This window comes from Bacillus sp. V2I10 (assembly GCF_030817055.1).
GTDB lineage: Bacteria > Bacillota > Bacilli > Bacillales > Bacillaceae > Bacillus_P.
In genome coordinates this window covers 1,712,282-1,729,656 of record NZ_JAUSYV010000001.1, presented here as the reverse complement: position 1 = coordinate 1,729,656, position 17,375 = coordinate 1,712,282, and the positions used below count along the sequence as shown (strand labels likewise).

General features: G+C 41.2%; 14 protein-coding genes. 1 reads left to right on the top strand and 13 read right to left on the bottom strand.

Annotated features, from left to right (window positions below):
* Positions 1-2: 2 nt before the first annotated feature.
* Genes QFZ72_RS08655 through hemA form a run of 4 tightly spaced genes read right to left on the bottom strand, consistent with a single transcriptional unit; the run spans position 3 to position 3,970 of the window.
* A complete protein-coding gene (locus QFZ72_RS08655; protein ID WP_307431926.1) occupies positions 3-788 on the bottom strand; it encodes a uroporphyrinogen-III synthase in 786 nt (261 codons plus the stop codon).
* Complete coding sequence (gene hemC / locus QFZ72_RS08650) at positions 788-1,720, bottom strand: hydroxymethylbilane synthase (protein WP_307431924.1); 933 nt, start codon at positions 1,718-1,720, stop codon at positions 788-790. The genes QFZ72_RS08655 and hemC overlap by 1 nt, the downstream gene beginning before the upstream one ends.
* A 42-nt stretch (positions 1,721-1,762) precedes the next feature.
* Positions 1,763-2,596 (bottom strand): cytochrome C assembly family protein, encoded by an 834-nt coding sequence (locus QFZ72_RS08645; RefSeq protein ID WP_070876414.1) that lies wholly within the window; start codon positions 2,594-2,596, stop codon positions 1,763-1,765.
* Positions 2,597-2,614: 18 nt separating this feature from the next.
* Entirely contained in the window at positions 2,615-3,970 is a 1,356-nt protein-coding gene (gene hemA, locus QFZ72_RS08640; RefSeq protein WP_307431921.1) for a glutamyl-tRNA reductase, read from the bottom strand.
* 213 nt (positions 3,971-4,183) lie between these two features.
* Between hemA and QFZ72_RS08635 the strand changes: the two genes are divergently transcribed.
* The gene (locus QFZ72_RS08635) at positions 4,184-4,669 is read left to right on the top strand and encodes a LiaF transmembrane domain-containing protein (RefSeq protein WP_307431918.1); all 486 of its coding nucleotides are present in this window, start codon (positions 4,184-4,186) and stop codon (positions 4,667-4,669) included.
* Positions 4,670-4,771: 102 nt separating this feature from the next.
* On the opposite strand, the gene yihA is transcribed toward QFZ72_RS08635, so the two are convergent.
* The 9 genes from yihA to leuB form a co-directional block, all read right to left on the bottom strand.
* Complete coding sequence (gene yihA / locus QFZ72_RS08630; RefSeq protein WP_223437030.1) at positions 4,772-5,365, bottom strand: ribosome biogenesis GTP-binding protein YihA/YsxC; 594 nt, start codon at positions 5,363-5,365, stop codon at positions 4,772-4,774.
* Complete coding sequence (gene lon / locus QFZ72_RS08625; protein WP_307431917.1) at positions 5,362-7,686, bottom strand: endopeptidase La; 2,325 nt, start codon at positions 7,684-7,686, stop codon at positions 5,362-5,364. The genes yihA and lon overlap by 4 nt, the downstream gene beginning before the upstream one ends.
* A 338-nt stretch (positions 7,687-8,024) precedes the next feature.
* On the bottom strand, positions 8,025-9,686 hold the full coding sequence (lonB, locus tag QFZ72_RS08620; protein WP_307431914.1) for an ATP-dependent protease LonB: 1,662 nt from the start codon (positions 9,684-9,686) through the stop codon (positions 8,025-8,027).
* A gap of 174 nt (positions 9,687-9,860) precedes the next feature.
* On the bottom strand, positions 9,861-11,126 hold the full coding sequence (clpX, locus tag QFZ72_RS08615; RefSeq protein ID WP_307431911.1) for an ATP-dependent protease ATP-binding subunit ClpX: 1,266 nt from the start codon (positions 11,124-11,126) through the stop codon (positions 9,861-9,863).
* Positions 11,127-11,552: 426 nt separating this feature from the next.
* The gene (gene tig, locus QFZ72_RS08610) at positions 11,553-12,839 is read right to left on the bottom strand and encodes a trigger factor (protein WP_307431909.1); all 1,287 of its coding nucleotides are present in this window, start codon (positions 12,837-12,839) and stop codon (positions 11,553-11,555) included.
* Positions 12,840-13,081: 242 nt separating this feature from the next.
* Entirely contained in the window at positions 13,082-14,092 is a 1,011-nt protein-coding gene (locus QFZ72_RS08605; protein ID WP_307431906.1) for a tetratricopeptide repeat protein, read from the bottom strand.
* 81 nt (positions 14,093-14,173) lie between these two features.
* On the bottom strand, positions 14,174-14,770 hold the full coding sequence (leuD, locus tag QFZ72_RS08600; RefSeq protein WP_307431903.1) for a 3-isopropylmalate dehydratase small subunit: 597 nt from the start codon (positions 14,768-14,770) through the stop codon (positions 14,174-14,176).
* On the bottom strand, positions 14,742-16,184 hold the full coding sequence (leuC, locus tag QFZ72_RS08595) for a 3-isopropylmalate dehydratase large subunit (protein WP_307431900.1): 1,443 nt from the start codon (positions 16,182-16,184) through the stop codon (positions 14,742-14,744). The genes leuD and leuC overlap by 29 nt, the downstream gene beginning before the upstream one ends.
* A 65-nt stretch (positions 16,185-16,249) precedes the next feature.
* Complete coding sequence (leuB, locus tag QFZ72_RS08590) at positions 16,250-17,362, bottom strand: 3-isopropylmalate dehydrogenase (RefSeq protein ID WP_307431898.1); 1,113 nt, start codon at positions 17,360-17,362, stop codon at positions 16,250-16,252.
* Positions 17,363-17,375 lie beyond the last annotated feature (13 nt).

The window sequence follows — 17,375 nt, the reverse complement described above, 5'->3', positions numbered from 1 at the left end:
ATTCATTTCCTTTCAGATTGAATATGAGTTTTCATTCTATTTATCATGGCATCGATTGTGTATATATTACAAACAATCCCCTTAAATCCGTAATTGGACAGGGTCTGGTGCGTGATTGGTCCGATGCTTACCAAAGTAACCCCAGATAACAGCGAATCCAGATCCCTGTTTTTCATCACTTTCATAAAACCATCTACGGTTGATGAGCTTGTAAATGTGATATAATCGAGCTCATTTTGCTTCAGTAAACGCTCGATTGTTTGTCCGTCATTTATATTATGTATTGTTTCATACAGCGCTGCATCTGTCACGGAGAAGCCCTTCTGAGTAAGCTCCCTGATTAATATTTCACGGGCCAGATTTCCCCTGAACAAAAAAATATGCTGTGCGGTACTAGTCTTAGCTGCAATTTCCTCTGCTAATTGCTCAGCTACATATTCTTTTGGAATGATGGTAACCGGGAAGCCTCTGTCTTCTATTAATTTCTTTGTTTTTCTGCCGACTGCCGCAAAGGTGCATTCTGATAATTTGCTTATATGTATTTTATGTTCTGTCAGAAAGTCAAAAAAGTAAGCAACACCATTTGTGCTTGTAAAAACAAGACAGTCCTTCGGTCTGATGCTGTCTATGATCTCATGGATTTGCTTTTCATTCTTTGCCTTTTCAAAACGGATAAGCGGGGAAACAATGGGAACTCCGCCGGCCTTTTTAATTTTCTCGGCAAATGTGGTCGCCTGTGTATGCTCTCTCGTAATTAAAATTTTCTTCCCGGAGAGGTCAGGAGCCATTATAGATCAAGCTCCTCTTTCACTCGGTCAATCAAGGCTTTTGCCCCCTGCCGGATCAGGCGGTCCGATACTTCTTTGCCGATAGCCTCTGGATCTTTTCCAACGATTCTTTCTTTATAAATCTCTTTTCCATCAGGTGAGGCAATTAACGCAGTAAGAGAGATTTCGTTATCAAAAGCAACTGTAGCATAGCCTGCAATCGGAACCTGACATCCGCCTTCCATGACGTGGAGGAATGTTCTCTCTGCCTGAACAGCGAGCTTTGTTGCTTCATCCGTAAAATGAGACAAGAGTTCAAGCAGTTCGTGATCATCTTCTCTGCATTCAATTGAAAGTGCACCTTGTCCAACTGCTGGTACACAATCATTTGCATCTAAGAATTCTGTTACAACATCCTGACTCCAACCCATTCTGGCCAAACCAGCTGCAGCTAAAATGATAGCGTCATATTCTTCATGCTGAAGCTTTGCTAGACGTGTATCAATATTTCCCCGAATCCACTTAATCTCAAGATCCGGTCTCATCGCAAGCAGCTGTGCGCTTCTTCTTAAACTGCTTGTACCAACAATTGCGCCGTCAGGAAGCTCTGAAAGTTTTACATGGTTTTTTGAAATGAACGCATCTCTTGGATCCTCACGGAAAGGAATGCAGCCGATTGTCAGCCCGTCTGGTAATACAGCGGGCATATCTTTCATGCTATGTACTGCCATATCAATTTCCCCGTCAAGCATGGCTTGCTCAATTTCTTTGACAAAAAGACCTTTTCCGCCAACCTTTGACAGCGTCACATCTAATATCTGATCGCCCTTTGTCACAATTTCACGCACTTCAAAATCAAAAGGCAGCCCTATGTTTTTTAACTGATCGATCACCCAGTTCGTTTGAGTTAAAGCCAATTTGCTGCGTCTAGAACCTACAATTATTTTCCGCATAATGAGTACCTCCAACTTTCAGCCTGATGTATGGTGCATTTATTATGAATCCCATATATGAAACCGGGATAAACTTCCAAATAAAAAGAAATTAATCAATAAAATTAAAAAGGATGCTGCATTCAAGTAAGCAACCTGCTTACCCTGCCACTCTTTCACAATGCGGCTGTATAAATAAAAACTATAAACAAGAAGCATCATAAAGGATCCAAGCACTTTTGCATCGTACCAATGGAAATTTGGAAGTTTTAAATATGCCCAAATAACCCCTAGAATTAAGCTTAATAACAGCATCGGTACTCCAATGACATTTAATACATATGACATATGATCAAGCTTTGCCAAATCATCGATTCTCAGTAATTGCTTTCCCCACTTCTTCTTTTTAAGCAGGTTGAATTGAATCAAGTAAAGCAGCGAAAAAACGAATGACAGCGTGAATGCTCCATATGAGAGAATCGCCATCGTAATGTGAATAAACAGCAGTTCAGAGATCAACTGACCCGAAACTGCCGCCGATTCATACTGTGAAGGAGCAAATGTATGAATAGAGAGCATAATAAACCCTAAAACATTTGTAAAAAAGATAATAAAATCCACTCTCAAAAAACGGTTTAATACAACTGATAGTGTAACTAGCACCCACGAATAAAAGTACAAGCCTTCAGAAATATTTAAGATTGGAAATCTTCCGGTTGTAAACATTTGATAAAACAAAAAAATTGTTTGCAGCAGCCAAACAATAGAAAGCAACCAGAAGGCAATCTTGTTTGCCTTCCGGTTGTTATGAATAAAATCTATGAAAAAAAAGAGAACGCTAAACGCATATATAATAATGATTAATTCATTGATTCTTGTTAAACTCATCTCTGGCATAAATCAAATTCCTCTCACTTACGATTGAAGTGAAGCTTTTGCTTGATCAATCGGTGATCTTGAGCTGCTTAAAGAAATTGAGTTGTCTTTTCGTTTTTGCTCTTCTACCGCTTCTTCAATATCAAAGATTTTCATGAAGAGATCAAGCGTGTGATCTGCATCAGGAGCTGAAGACAATTCTTTCACCTTCAAGATTGGATCACGGAGCATTTGATTGATGATGCTTTTCGTATGCTTGTTTAAAAGTTTTAATTCACGGTCAGTCAGGTTTGGCATTTTCCGTTCAAGGCTTTGCATTGTTTCTGCCTGTATACCAAGAGCTTTTTGTCGAAGAGCGGAAATGACTGGGACAACGCCAAGTGTGCTGAGCCACTGTTTAAAGGCAACAATTTCACCTTCAACCATAATTCCAATCTCTTCAGCTGCTTTTTGTCTTTCTTGAAGATTAGCATCCACAATTCCCTGCAGGTCATCAATATCATATAAGAAGACACTTTCAAGCTCATCCAGTCCCGGATCAAGATCACGGGGCACCGCAATATCAACCATGAACAATGGTTTGCCTTTTCTCATCTTTTCAACTCCGGCCATCATGTCTTTTGTCACAACAAAATCTTTTGAGCCTGTGGAGCTGATTAAAATATCTGCTTCTACTAGAGCACATTGCAATTCGCTCATGCTTTTGGCACTGCCGCTGAATTTCATCGCCAGATTCTCCGCTTTTTCAAGTGTACGGTTCATGACTGTCACTTTGCGCACACCGCTTCCGTGAAGATTCTGCACAGCGAGCTCTCCCATTTTGCCTGCACCGAGAATAAGAACATGCTTATTAGATAAATCACCAAAGATTTTCTTTGCAAGCTCAACTGCTGCATAGCTGACAGAAACGGCATTTGCACCGATATCTGTTTCTGAATGTGCCTTTTTGGCAAGAGTAATGGCTTGTTTAAATAGGTGCTGAAAAACCGTTCCAATTGTGTCTTCCGTTTGCCCAAGCAAGAAGCTTGACCGGACTTGTCCAAGAATCTGGGTTTCACCAAGAACCATAGAATCGAGTCCGCACGAAACGTTGAATAAATGATCGATTGCTCCATCATTTTCATACATAGTTAAAAAAGGTGAAAAAGAATCTTTATCGATTCCAAACCACTCTGATAAAAATGCTTTAATATAATAACGGCCAGTATGAAGCTGGTCCACAACGGTATAAATTTCTGTCCGATTACAAGTCGAAACAATGATATTCTCTAAGATGCTCTTTTTGTCTTTCAGAGCTTTCATCGCATCTCCGAGCTCATTCGGGTTAAACGTTAGTTTTTCACGAATTTCGACAGGGGCAGTTTTATAATTTAAGCCAACAACTAAAATATGCATGATCCTATACACCCCACATACAAGAATACTATTACCATTATACCATGACCTGCATTTTTCTCTTTTTTTAAATGTGAACAGTTCTTGAAAGCTTGTTCGTCTATGGTATGATACTATTTAAAAGCAAAAGCTGTTACATATTTGTCCACCTTGAACAATACCAAAAAAAGTGCTTACAATCAAGGAAATCGTTCTATTTAGAGGTGAAAATCAATGAAAAAATCGACAAATTTCTCTGCTCTCGCCCTGCTTGCTATCGGATTTTACTACTTTCTGCAAACCTTTCAAATCGAGCTGTTTGAAAATCAGCAGTCCTGGCAAACATTGCTCATCCTGTTTGGGCTGGTGTTTCTGATTGGCGGTCACTTCGATCAAGATGACAGCGCCATCCTGCCCGGCATACTCTTACTGGGACTCGGGGTTCATTTTCACAGCATTGAACGTTTTCCAAATTGGCCTGACCACGCACCTGCCATTATCTTAATAATCGGACTCGGCATGCTGCTGCGGGCAGCAAAAACCAAATCAGGCTATTTTCAAGGATTCATTTTACTCCTGCTCGCCGTTTTTCTCCACTCATTTGACTCGATTATAAACGGGCTCGGCTGGGTAGAACAAGGGATGCAGGTCATCCAGAGATTTTGGCCTGTCCTGCTAATTCTTGGAGGTTTTTACTTATTATTTATTAAAAGAAAGTAAATTATGTAAGACCAGGAATTTAAATGATGAAATTCCAGCCGCAGATTGCGGCTGGTTTTCTTATTCCCTATAGAAAGAACCAGCCGCGGGGCTGGTTCTTTCTTATTTCTTTAAATTTGTATAATGCTCAATTGCAGACCACGCTTCTACTTTACCCTGTCCAGTTTCTGAAGAGAAGCAAATCAGCGGATCATTTGGGTCTTTATCAAGTGTTTCTCTTACAACTTTCATATGTTTTTGCCATTTGCCTTTAGGAATTTTATCGGCTTTAGTGGCAACTACAATTGTCGGGATATCATGGTGCTTGAGAAACTCATACATCATGACATCATCTTTTGACGGCGCATGGCGAAGGTCTACAAGTAAAACAGCCGCACAAAGCTGTCTGCGCTTTGTGAAATACGTTTCAATCATTTTCCCCCATGCATCCCGCTCCGATTTAGAAACTTTTGCATAGCCATAGCCCGGCACATCGACAAAATGAAGCACTTCATTAATAATATAGAAATTTAAGGTTTGGGTTTTGCCTGGCTTGGATGACGTCCGCGCCAGGTTTTTCCGGTTTAGCAATTTGTTGATAAACGACGATTTTCCTACGTTTGATCGTCCGGCAAGAGCAATTTCCGGCAAATCCAGATCTGGATATTGCTCGGGCTTTACTGCACTAATGACAATCTCGGAACTTGTTACTTTCATTCATTCTCTCCTACTAACGCATGCTTCAGCACTTCATCCAAATGTGATACAGGCACAAATGTTAAATCATTGCGGACACTTTCAGGGATATCTTCAATATCTTTTTCATTGTCTTTTGGCATAATGATTTTTGTTAATCCTGCCCGGTGCGCACTCAGCGTTTTTTCTTTTAATCCGCCTATTGGCAGAACTCTTCCTCTTAATGTGATTTCTCCGGTCATGCCGACTTCTTTTCTTACCGGTCTTCCTGTCAGAGCTGAAATCAGCGCTGTGGCCATGGTAATTCCTGCTGAAGGACCATCTTTTGGCACGGCGCCTTCTGGAACATGAATATGAATGTCATGTTTTTCGTGGAAATTCTCATCAATATTCAGCTCTTTTGCCCGTGAGCGGATAAAGCTGAACGCAGCCTGAGCAGATTCTTTCATGACATCACCAAGTTTTCCGGTTAAAATCAGCTTGCCTTTTCCAGGTGATAAAGAAACTTCAATTGAGAGCGTGTCCCCGCCTACTGTGGTATAGGCTAGGCCTGTTGCAACTCCGATTTGATCTTCTAGTTCAGCTTGACCGTAACGGAACTTGTTCTTTCCTAAATAATCAGCAAGATTTTTATCTGTAATAATAATTTTCTTGCGTTCTTCTGAAACAATTTGTTTGGCTGCTTTTCGGCAGATCGCTGCAAGCTGTCTCTCAAGACTTCTGACACCTGCTTCACGGGTATGGTAGCGAACAATATTCTGTAAGGCTGACTCTCGGATTTGCAGGTGCGATTTTTTCAAACCATGATCTTTCAGCTGTTTAGGCAGAAGATGATCCTTGGCAATATGGACTTTTTCAATTTCGGTGTAGCCTGCAATCGTGATAATCTCCATCCGGTCACGCAGTGGTCCAGGAATTGTAGACAAGTTATTGGCGGTAGCAATAAACATGACTTTAGATAAATCATAGGTCTCTTCAATATAATGATCACTGAACGTATGATTTTGTTCAGGGTCAAGAACCTCGAGCAATGCAGAAGAAGGATCTCCTCTGAAATCATTGGACATTTTATCTATTTCATCCAGTAAAAAAACCGGGTTAATGGTTCCTGCTTTTTTCATGCCTTGAATAATGCGTCCAGGCATTGCACCGACATATGTTCGGCGGTGACCGCGGATTTCAGATTCATCTCTTACTCCTCCAAGCGAGATTCGCACGAAGTTCCTGTCTAAAGATTTAGCAACTGAACGGGCAAGAGATGTTTTCCCTACTCCTGGAGGTCCTGATAAGCATAAAATCGGACCTTTAAGAGAGTTTGTCAGTTTTTGTACAGCCAGGTATTCAAGCACACGGTCTTTTACTTTTTCAAGCCCGTAGTGATCTTCGTCCAAAATCGTTTCAGCACGTTTTAAATCAAGACGGTCCACAGTTGCATTAGACCACGGCAGTGAGATAAGCCATTCGAGATAATTGCGTACGACAGAACTCTCAGCTGAGGTTGATGGAACTTTTTCATAGCGTTCCAGTTCTTTCAAAGCAGTAAGTTTGATATGATCCGGCATGCCGGCATTCTCAATCTTTTCGCTCAGAACATCCACTTCACCTGTTTTGCCTTCTTTATCGCCTAGTTCTTTTTGAATGGCCTTCATTTGTTCGCGGAGATAATATTCCTTCTGCGTCCGCTCCATTGACCGTTTCACACGCTGGCCGATTTTCTTTTCAAGCTGAAGTACTTCTTTTTCATTGTGAATGATTTCAATGACACGGTTTAACCGCTCTTTAATATCAAGAGTTTCAAGCACTTCCTGTTTTTCTTTCAATTTAAGCGGCAGGTGGGATGCGATTATGTCTGCCATTCTGCCGGGCTCATCAATATCTGTAACCGTTAAAAGGGTTTCGCCGGATATTTTCTTTGAAAGTTTTATGTATTGATCAAAGTGATCGAGCAGCGTTCTCATGAGCGCTTCATCTTCAGCGTCTTTTTCTGTGCTCTCTTCTAAAGAGGCAGCACCTACTGCAAAGTAGTCACCCTCATCTACATATCTTGTGATTTTCCCCCGCTGCATGCCTTCTACAAGGACTCGGATTGTTCCATTAGGCAGCTTCAGCATTTGTTTAATTTTCGTTAAAGTTCCTACTGGAAAGATATCGTCTTCGGTTGGTTCATCAACTGAAATATCACGTTGAGTTGTTAAAAAGATTATATGATCATCCATCATCGCTTTCTCAAGCGCCTGTACGGATTTTTCGCGTCCTACATCAAGGTGAAGTACCATTGTCGGGTACACTAACAATCCTCTAAGAGGTAGGAGGGGGACGATTTTCTCTTCTTTTTTCGCCAACTTTCATACACCTCCATGACTATAGTATCAATCATTATAATATAATGAGTTCATTCTTGTACAATTCTAGCTCATCGGCAAAACCGTGTCTATTTGTAAATCATATAGTGTTACCTTATGTAGTATACCCTTTCCGCGTTCAGAAGACTAAAGAAATTACTTCCGTGTGATAAAAAAGCGGAATCGTCCGTTTAGCGCAGGCAGACAGATAAGAATCCGGCAGAAAAGTCCAGGTTTGACTTTTTTTCCAAATTTGTTCTGGCCGAGGAGTTGGGCGATGGAGCTGGACATTAATGAGCAAAATTCTATACTTCAATATCACTTAAAAAACCCCGAGATTACCCGAGGTCTTGTTTTATTAATGATGTAATCGGCGCAGGCACTTCAGTTGGAGGATTAAGCAGAGCTGCATCGAACACTTCCTGCAAATTCGTAACCGGGATGATATGTATACCTTCAACCGTTTTTAATATCGATTGCATATTCTCAGCTGGAATAATGACTGTTTTCGCACCAGCAAGCTTAGCTGCTTTAATCTTCGGCACAACCCCGCCAATCGGTTTTACGCTGCCATGAATGCTGATCTCTCCTGTCATGGCTACCGTATGATCGACTGGAATTTTGTGTATAGCCGAAAAAATGCCTGTTGCCATCGCAATTCCCGCTGAAGGTCCGTCTACAGGTATGCCTCCAGGGAAGTTTACATGGATATCATAATCATCTGCTTTTATGCCCATTGACCGCAAGACAGTTATGACATTTTCAATTGAACCTTTAGCCATGCTTTTTCTTCTGACCGATTTGCCTCTGTCTCCGATGCTCTCTTCTTCCACAATGCCTGTGATATTAATGTTGCCTTTATCTTTGGCATGAATGACCGTCACTTCTATTTCAAGCAGGGAACCTGAATTCGGACCATGAACAGCAAGTCCATTGACGAGACCGACTTTTGCATCCGCATAGATCTTTTTATCATATCTCGGTGTAAGCTGACTTGAACTTACCACCCATTCAATATCCTGCATCGTGATTTCTGTTCGGTCTTCTGTCATCGCCATGCCTGCAGCGATTTGCATCATGTTGACAACCTCGCGTCCGTTTCTCACATATGAAGTTAATGTTGCTATGCTCGGCTCGCTTACTTTCATATTTACTTTGACTGCTGCTTTTCTTGCTACAACCGCAAGCTCAGCCTGCTCCAAATCTCTGAAGAAGACTTCCAGACACCGTGAACGGATTGCAGGAGGAATTTCGTTTGGCGTTCTGGTCGTTGCCCCAATTAAACGAAAATCTGCCGGCAGTCCGTTTTGAAAAATATCATGAATGTGGTTTGGAATCTGGGTATTCTCTTCGCTATAATAGGCACTTTCTAAAAAGACTTTACGGTCTTCTAAAACCTTCAGCAGTTTGTTCATCTGTATCGGATGCAGTTCACCTATTTCATCTATGAAAAGTACGCCTCCGTGCGCATTCGTTACAGCACCCTGCTTAGGCTGGGGAATACCAGCCTGGCCCATCGCGCCTGCCCCCTGATAAATAGGATCATGTACAGAACCAATAAGAGGATCTGCAATTCCTCTTTCATCAAACCGAGCTGTTGTTGCATCTAATTCAATAAAAACCGCTGCAGGTTTAAATGGTGACTTCATATTTCTTTTCGCTTCCTCAAGCACAAGTCTTGCAGCCGCAGTCTTGCCCACTCCTGGAGGACCATATATGATTACATGCTGAGGATTGGGTCCGCATAAGGCTGCTTTAAGCGCCTTGATTCCGTCTTCCTGGCCTACAATATCTGAAAAGCTTTTAGGGCGAACTCTTTCTGCCAGAGGCTCCGATAATTTAATCGATCTCATCTTTTTTAATTGCTCCATCTCTTTCCGTGATTCGCGGTCGATTGATACCTTTTGTGTACGCTGATTTTTTAATAAGTTCCAAAAGTACAAGCCAATAATGACCCCGAAAAACAGTTGCACAAATAATGCAATTCCAGTCCAGCTCATAGTGGTCCCTCCTACTGCGATGTCATGTTTATAAGCTAGTATCTCCGAGGGTGTTGCGTAATAAACGTGAATAAACGAACTATAATTTAGATATTGATGTATAAAAACACGTAATCTTTCAAATGAAAAATATACAAAAAAGCCTTGCAGGATAATCCAGCAAGGCTTTCATTTTTATGCAGATGTTTTTGTGTCTTCTTCAATGATTGTTCCATCTTTCAGGACAAGCTTGGGCGGCACTTTGTCTGTTACTGTTTCAGGAGTAATGACACATTTCGTAATATCATCGCGTGATGGAAGTTCAAACATCACTTCAAGCATGATTCCCTCAATAATAGAACGAAGTCCGCGCGCCCCTGTTTTGCGCTCAATTGCTTTTTTAGAAATTTCCATCAGCGCATTCTCTTCAAATTCAAGTTCTACGCCATCTAACTCAAGCATTTTTTGATATTGCTTTACAAGAGCATTCTTCGGTTTTGTCAGTATTTCAATTAGTGCTTCTTCATCTAATGGCTGAAGGCTTGCAATAATCGGCAGACGGCCAATGAATTCCGGAATAAGTCCGAAACGCAGAAGATCTTCCGGAAGCACTTTTGAAAGAAGCATTTTTTGGTCAAGCTCATCATCTTTTTTGTCAGAGCCGAAGCCTATAACCTTTTGGCCTAAACGGCGCTTAACAATTTGCTCGATGCCGTCAAAGGCTCCGCCGCAAATAAACAAGATGTTTGTAGTATCAATTTGAATGAACTCTTGATGAGGGTGTTTGCGTCCGCCCTGCGGAGGAACACTTGCAACCGTACCTTCAAGAATTTTAAGAAGCGCCTGCTGCACACCTTCACCTGAAACATCACGTGTAATCGACGGATTTTCAGACTTGCGGGCAACTTTATCAATTTCATCGATGTAAATAATGCCTTTTTCAGCTTTTTCTACATCATAATCAGCAGCTTGGATTAATTTTAAAAGAATGTTTTCAACATCTTCCCCAACATATCCGGCTTCCGTTAAAGATGTAGCATCAGCAATAGCAAAAGGAACATTCAAAATGCGGGCTAATGTTTGAGCAAGGAGCGTTTTTCCGCTACCTGTCGGCCCGATCATCGCGATGTTACTCTTTGATAACTCTACTTCATCAATCTTGCTGTTGGAATTAATGCGTTTGTAGTGGTTATAAACAGCTACAGCAAGGCTCTTTTTCGCTTGTTCCTGCCCAATGACATATTCGTCTAATATTTCGCGAATTTCTTTCGGCTTAGGAACATCTTTAAATTCAACTTCTTCTTCTGTTCCCAGTTCTTCTTCAACGATCTCTGTGCATAATTCAATGCACTCGTCGCATATATAGACACCTGGTCCAGCAACTAATTTACGAACCTGGTCTTGAGTTTTACCGCAAAACGAACACTTCAGCTGACCTTTTTCGTCATTAAATTTAAACATGTTTTCACCCCTTATATCTTTGTATCATCAAAGTACCCATACATCTTCATCTATAGGAGAAGCTGCTCTGGATGGATTATCTTTCTTATTCCTAAGTATAAAGGTAATGGGAATGAATATCACGCAACTTACCTTAACCGCTGGTCCGAAGCGGTTAAAGTCTGAAAAATTGGTATGTATTGCATTGTACCATAAGTATGTAGAGTACAGGAAATAAAACCACTCTGCCTGTGCAGATTAGAGTGTTTGTATATATAATTCGCTCTTTGGTTTCAAAATCCTTGCTCCCGTAAAAAAATGAATCTTTTTCTTAACCTTATATGTATGTAGCATCCGGTAATTATATAGTACCCAATGCGATTAAAAATAAATCTATTTTGCAAAACAAGGCACGAATCATTTCGCGCCTTGTTTCTTTCTTATTTATTATGCAGCTTCTTTGCTGTTTTCAACAAGGAAGTCGATTGCTTTGCGCACTTTAAGATCTTCTTTTAATCCTTCTAAAGATCCAAGAGCTTGCTTGATGTTTTCAACAGGCATGTTGTACATTTCAGCCATTTTAGCAATCTCAGCATCTACATCTTCATCAGTAACTTCGATATTTTCTGCTTTAGCAATTGCTTCAAGAGTCAAATTGTATTTCACGCGTTTAGAAGCATCTTCTTTCATTTGCTCTTTTAATGCATCTTCATCTTGACCAGAGAATTGGAAGTACAACTCAAGATTCATGCCTTGTGCTTGAAGACGCTGTTCGAATTCCTGCATCATGCGGTTAACTTCGTTTTCGATCAATACTTGAGGAATATCAACTTCTGCATTGTCAGAAGCTTTGTCTACAAGTGAGTCACGAAGCGTGTTTTCCGCTTCCGCTTTTCTAGTTTCTTCCAGACGGGTTCTTGTTTTAGCTTTTAAAGCTTCAAGACTTTCCACTTCTTCATCTACGTCTTTAGCAAATTCATCATCTAAAGCAGGAAGTTCTTTTGCTTTGATTTCATGAAGTTTCACTTTGAAAGTTGCCGGCTTTCCAGCAAGGTTTTCAGCATGGTATTCCTCAGGGAATGTTACTTCAACGTCTTTTTCTCCGCCAGCCTCGAGGCCTACAAGCTGATCTTCAAAGCCAGGGATGAAAGAGCCAGAACCGATTTCAAGTGTATAGTTTTCAGCTGTTCCGCCTTCAAATGCTTCGCCGTCGACGAATCCTTCGAAATCAATTACGACTGTATCGCCATTTTCAACAGCGCCTTCTTCTTTAACAACCAGTTCAGCATGACGCTCCTGCAATGTTTTAATTTCAGCATCCACATCTTCTTCAGATACTTCTGCATTCATTTTTTCTACTTCAAGTCCTTTGTATTCGCCTAATTTCACTTCTGGTTTAACAACAACTTTAGCAGTGAAAATTAAGTTTTTGCCTTTTTCGATTTGTTCAACATCGATTTCAGGACGGTCGATTGGATCGATGCCAGCTTCTTCAACTGCTTGAGGATATACTTCAGGAAGAATGATATCCAAAGCATCTTGATAAAGTGACTCTACGCCAAAACGCTGTTCGAACATTCCGCGTGGTACCTTACCTTTGCGGAATCCTGGAATATTTACTTGCTTTGATACTTTTTTGAATGCTTCATCAAGGGCTTTGCTGAACGTTTCCGCATCAACTTCTACTGTCAGAACGCCTTGATTACCCTCTAACTTTTCCCATTTTGCAGACATATGTTTCCCTCCAAAAAATCTATTGAAATAGTGACATAATCTAGGTTAGGTTTGGCAAAGTATGCCTTGTCCATTTTAAACAAGCGCTTCCTCTGTTATACCCATATGTAGATGATTTACTAAATCGGCCAGTGTAGTGTATGATGTCTGCGCGCATAAGGGTACATTCCCTTTTGTACGGCTGATCATCATTTTACAACCATTTTATTATAACATAGAAAAAATTCCTTTCAACATTTACGTTAGATTTGCAAATAAGAAATTTCTTCTATTTCATAAATTTTTCTTGCTGCTTCAATCAGCCTATTTTCTTTTACTTCATATAAATAGCTGACCTCTTCTGCAGGTGCTGCAATTCCGTGCATTTCATAGCCGGCATAATGAAGAGCAGCTGCCCACAGCCTCGCTTCGGCAGGTTCAGGCAAAAATGGAAATAACACATACAAATGACGGACCCATACTTCTTTTACTGCTTCAAACAGCGCAGGATTCTCCTGACCAAGAATATCATCCAGCACATTCAGGACTTTCTTGGTAAACGGAAGCTCTGTTAGGTCTTCAAGCTCTGCAGGTATCAGCGACATCGTTTTGCCGAACTTAACAATTTTCACTTCTTTTGCCACCTCATTCTCCATAAGTAAATGGAGAATCATTGATTGAACAACAGGATGACTGCCTGCATTCTTTAAGATGGATTGAAGCTGCTGCATGTGTCTTGATACATTGCGGTCTTTTAAGGATTGAACATAGGCAACCTGCTGATTAATCGTATCAAGCAAATTTCTCGGTTCTGTATAGTTTTCATCATCCTCGTCATCATCTATCGGAAAATCATCGTCCTCCGTCATCTTCCGGCTGAAATCAAGAAGCTTGTAAAAATGCTCGGCCTGATCATGAGGCAGCTGATTTTCCTGAAGCACAGCCTCTATGGTCTGCTGCACTTCGCTGTATTGTCTAAGCTGAATAAGTACCGTCAAATAAACCTGCAGCACAGTAAAATAGTCTCCGATATCTTCGTGGAGCATTTTTCGGCAAACGGACTTTGCTTCTTCAAGCTCTCCAAGCTCCATCAGGCATAATGCGATTCCGAGATGAATTTCAGCCCTTTCCTCTCCAAGCTCCAGTACTTCATAAAAGAGGGAGAGTGCTTCTTTAAACTGTTTATTTTTCAGCGCTTCCAATCCTTTATCAACTAACCGCTCGCTTAAGTTAGGAAAGGGAATAACTTTTCTCTGTTTTTTTCCATCCATCATTATAGGATCATCTCCGGCTTGCTATTTGCCTACAAGTGTACCAATGGACGGTTTAGAAAACAAGAAAAGAAGAGCCCGGATTTACGGCATCCAGACTCTTCTTGATTTTTCATAATCCGCAATCTGTTCTTCATACATGAAAGTAAGGGAAATTTCATCATGTCCGTTCAGCAGCATATCTTTCCAGTATGGATCGACCGTGAACGTATAAAGAACTGTTTCACCTTCGCGAATTTCTTGTTTTTCAAGGTCAATCGTGCACTCAAATTGAGGGTTTGAGGTCTTCTCAATTAACTGCTGATGAAAGTGTTCCTCTACTCTAATAGGAAGCAATCCATTTTTCAGGCAATTTTGATGAAAAATATCTGCAAAAGAAGGAGCAATGATGACTTTGAATCCATAATCCCCTAGTGCCCAAGGAGCATGCTCTCTGGATGATCCACAGCCGAAATTCTCTCCTGCAACTAAGATGCTTGCACCTGCTGCTTCAGGCTTATTCAGTTCGAATTCAGGATTTTCTGTACCGTCATTTAAATATCTCCAGTCAAAAAAAGCAAATCTCCCATATCCGGTCCGTTCAATCCTTTTTAAGAACTGCTTCGGAATAATCTGATCTGTATCGACATTCGACCTGTTTAAAACAGCAAGTTTACCTTTGTGCACTTGAAATGCTTCCACTTGCAATCCCTCCCGTAAGTTCTCTGACATCTACAAATTTGCCGTAAATCGCTGCCGCTGCAGCCATGGCCGGACTGACAAGATGTGTTCTGGCCCCTTTTCCCTGTCGTCCCTCAAAATTTCGATTTGACGTTGACGCACAGCGCTTCCCTTCAGGCACAATATCATCATTCATGCTTAAACACATACTGCAGCCTGATTCACGCCATTCAAATCCTGCGTTAATAAAAATATGATGAAGGCCTTCTTCTTCTGCCTGAAGCTTTACTTTTTGAGAACCGGGAACGACGATCGCCTTTACAGATGGATTTACTTGTCTATCCTTAATAACTTCTGCAGCCTGACGCAGATCTGTTATTCTGGAATTTGTGCAGGATCCGATAAACACATAATCTATTTCAATATCCTGTACCCTGGTATCTGGTTCAAGCCCCATATAGAAATAAGCTCTCTCCGCTTCCTGCTTCTCTTCAACCTTATTGAACATGCTTGTGTTCGGCACTTTTTGATCAACAGCTACAGCCATGCCTGGATTCGTTCCCCAAGTAACCATTGGAGATATATCGGCAGCTTCAATGGCGATTTTATCGTCATATTCTGCCCCTGGATCACTCTTCAGGTTTTGCCAATAGGCAATTGCCTCCTTCAAGTCTTCTCCCTTTGGTGCAAATTCCCTGCCTTCAATATATGCAAATGTTGTTTCATCCGGAGCAATGAGTCCTGCACGCGCTCCCGCTTCAATTGACATATTGCAGACCGTCATCCGTTCGTCCATGGACATCTTTTCAATCGCTTCACCTGTGAATTCAATGACATATCCAGTTCCAAAGCGCACCCCGAAAGATCCGATTATATATAAAATAACATCTTTTGCTGTTACCCCCCCTTTTTTCAAGGAGCCGTCTATATGGATGTTTAATGTTTTCGGTTTTTTCTGCCACAGCGTTTGTGTTGCCAGCACATGTTCTACTTCGCTAGTTCCAATTCCAAATGCCAGGGCCCCAAAGGCACCATGTGTAGATGTATGACTGTCTCCGCAAACAATTGTTTTACCAGGCAGTGTAAGTCCAAGCTCAGGTCCGATTACATGCACAATACCCTGATCTGTACTACTCAGGTCAGCAAGCCTGATTCCAAATTCACGGCAATTGGCCTCAAGTGCGCTTACCTGAAGTTTTGCAACTTCATCTTTAATCTCAAATCGGTTAACCGTTGGAATATTATGATCCATGGTAGCGAACGTATTTGCAGGCCTTCTTACCTTTCTTCCGTTCTGCCTTAAACCTTCAAACGCCTGTGGGGAGGTGACCTCATGAATCAGATGCAGATCTATATACAGAAGATCTGGCTGATCATCTTTTCGGTAGACAACATGATCATCCCATATTTTTTCTACTATTGTTCTGGCTTTCAAATGAATACCCCCTTTAAAGTTTAAAAGATTGGCGCCTTTCATATAGATGAAAAGCGCCGAAAAAGTTATGCATAAGCTTCCATAATGTTAAAAATGGCATGATCATCCGCAAGGGCTGCTTTAATTTCTTCAACAAGCTTGGTAGTAGAAAGCGGTGTTTCTCCTTTTCTTGTTAAATCCGCCGTTCTTTTGCCTGAATCCAGTACATGTTTGACAGCATTTTCGATCGCTTCCGCCTCTTCTTCCATTTGGAAGGAGTGTCTCAGCATCATAGCTGCTGATAAAATCATGGCGACAGGATTTGCTTTGTCTTCACCCGCAATATCAGGAGCAGAGCCATGAACGGGCTCATAAAGATGGAGTCCTGTTGCACTCAAGCTAGCTGATGGCAGCATTCCAAGGGATCCTGTTAGCATAGAAGCCTCGTCGCTTAAAATATCACCAAACATATTTTCCGTTACAATTACATCAAATTGTTTTGGATTATGAATAAGCGCCATCGCTGCATGATCGACTAACATATGCTGAAGCTCTACTTCAGGGAATTTCATTGCAACTTCTTCAGCAACTTCCCTCCACATTCGGCTTGATTCTAAAACATTCGCTTTATCAACAGAAGTCACTTTCTTTTTCCTTCCCTGCGCTAGCTGAAAAGCTCTTTCAATGATGCGTTCCATTTCATCCCGCTTATAAAACAGAGTATCCACTACCGTGTGCTCCCCGTTTTTCACATTCCGTTCGCTTGGTTTTCCAAAATAAAGACCGCCTGTTAATTCTCTGACAATCATGAAGTCGACGCCTTCCACATACTCCCGTTTAAGCGGAGAGGAATCGAGCAGGCTTTCAACTGTTTCAACAGGCCGGAGATTAGCGTACAAATCAAGCTCCTTCCGAAGAGCAAGCAGCCCTTTTTCAGGTCTTAAATGAGACGGATTCTTATCCCATTTCGGCCCTCCTACTGAACCAAGCAGAACTGCGTCAGATTCTCTGCACATTTGCAGCGTTTCCTGCGGAAGCGGAGAATTCATTTCATCGATCGCCGCTCCTCCAATCAATCCATATTGAAAATGAAAACGATGATAGTATTGTTCTTCTATCGCTTTTAAAATTTCAACAGCACCATTCATAACTTCTTTTCCAATACCGTCGCCTGGCAATAATGCAATTTTCTTCTCCATTTATCTCTGCCTC

Excerpts from the sequence above, each read along its gene's own strand:
- QFZ72_RS08655 (WP_307431926.1), bottom strand. The coding sequence starts at position 788 with ATGGCTCCTGACCTCTCCGGGAAGAAAATTTTAATTACGAGAGAGCAT.
- hemC (WP_307431924.1), bottom strand. The coding sequence starts at position 1,720 with ATGCGGAAAATAATTGTAGGTTCTAGACGCAGCAAATTGGCTTTAACT.
- QFZ72_RS08645 (WP_070876414.1), bottom strand. The coding sequence starts at position 2,596 with ATGCCAGAGATGAGTTTAACAAGAATCAATGAATTAATCATTATTATA.
- hemA (WP_307431921.1), bottom strand. The coding sequence starts at position 3,970 with ATGCATATTTTAGTTGTTGGCTTAAATTATAAAACTGCCCCTGTCGAA.
- QFZ72_RS08635 (WP_307431918.1), top strand. The coding sequence starts at position 4,184 with ATGAAAAAATCGACAAATTTCTCTGCTCTCGCCCTGCTTGCTATCGGA.
- yihA (WP_223437030.1), bottom strand. The coding sequence starts at position 5,365 with ATGAAAGTAACAAGTTCCGAGATTGTCATTAGTGCAGTAAAGCCCGAG.
- lonB (WP_307431914.1), bottom strand. The coding sequence starts at position 9,686 with ATGAGCTGGACTGGAATTGCATTATTTGTGCAACTGTTTTTCGGGGTC.
- clpX (WP_307431911.1), bottom strand. The coding sequence starts at position 11,126 with ATGTTTAAATTTAATGACGAAAAAGGTCAGCTGAAGTGTTCGTTTTGC.
- tig (WP_307431909.1), bottom strand. The coding sequence starts at position 12,839 with ATGTCTGCAAAATGGGAAAAGTTAGAGGGTAATCAAGGCGTTCTGACA.
- QFZ72_RS08605 (WP_307431906.1), bottom strand. The coding sequence starts at position 14,092 with ATGATGGATGGAAAAAAACAGAGAAAAGTTATTCCCTTTCCTAACTTA.
- leuB (WP_307431898.1), bottom strand. The coding sequence starts at position 17,362 with ATGGAGAAGAAAATTGCATTATTGCCAGGCGACGGTATTGGAAAAGAA.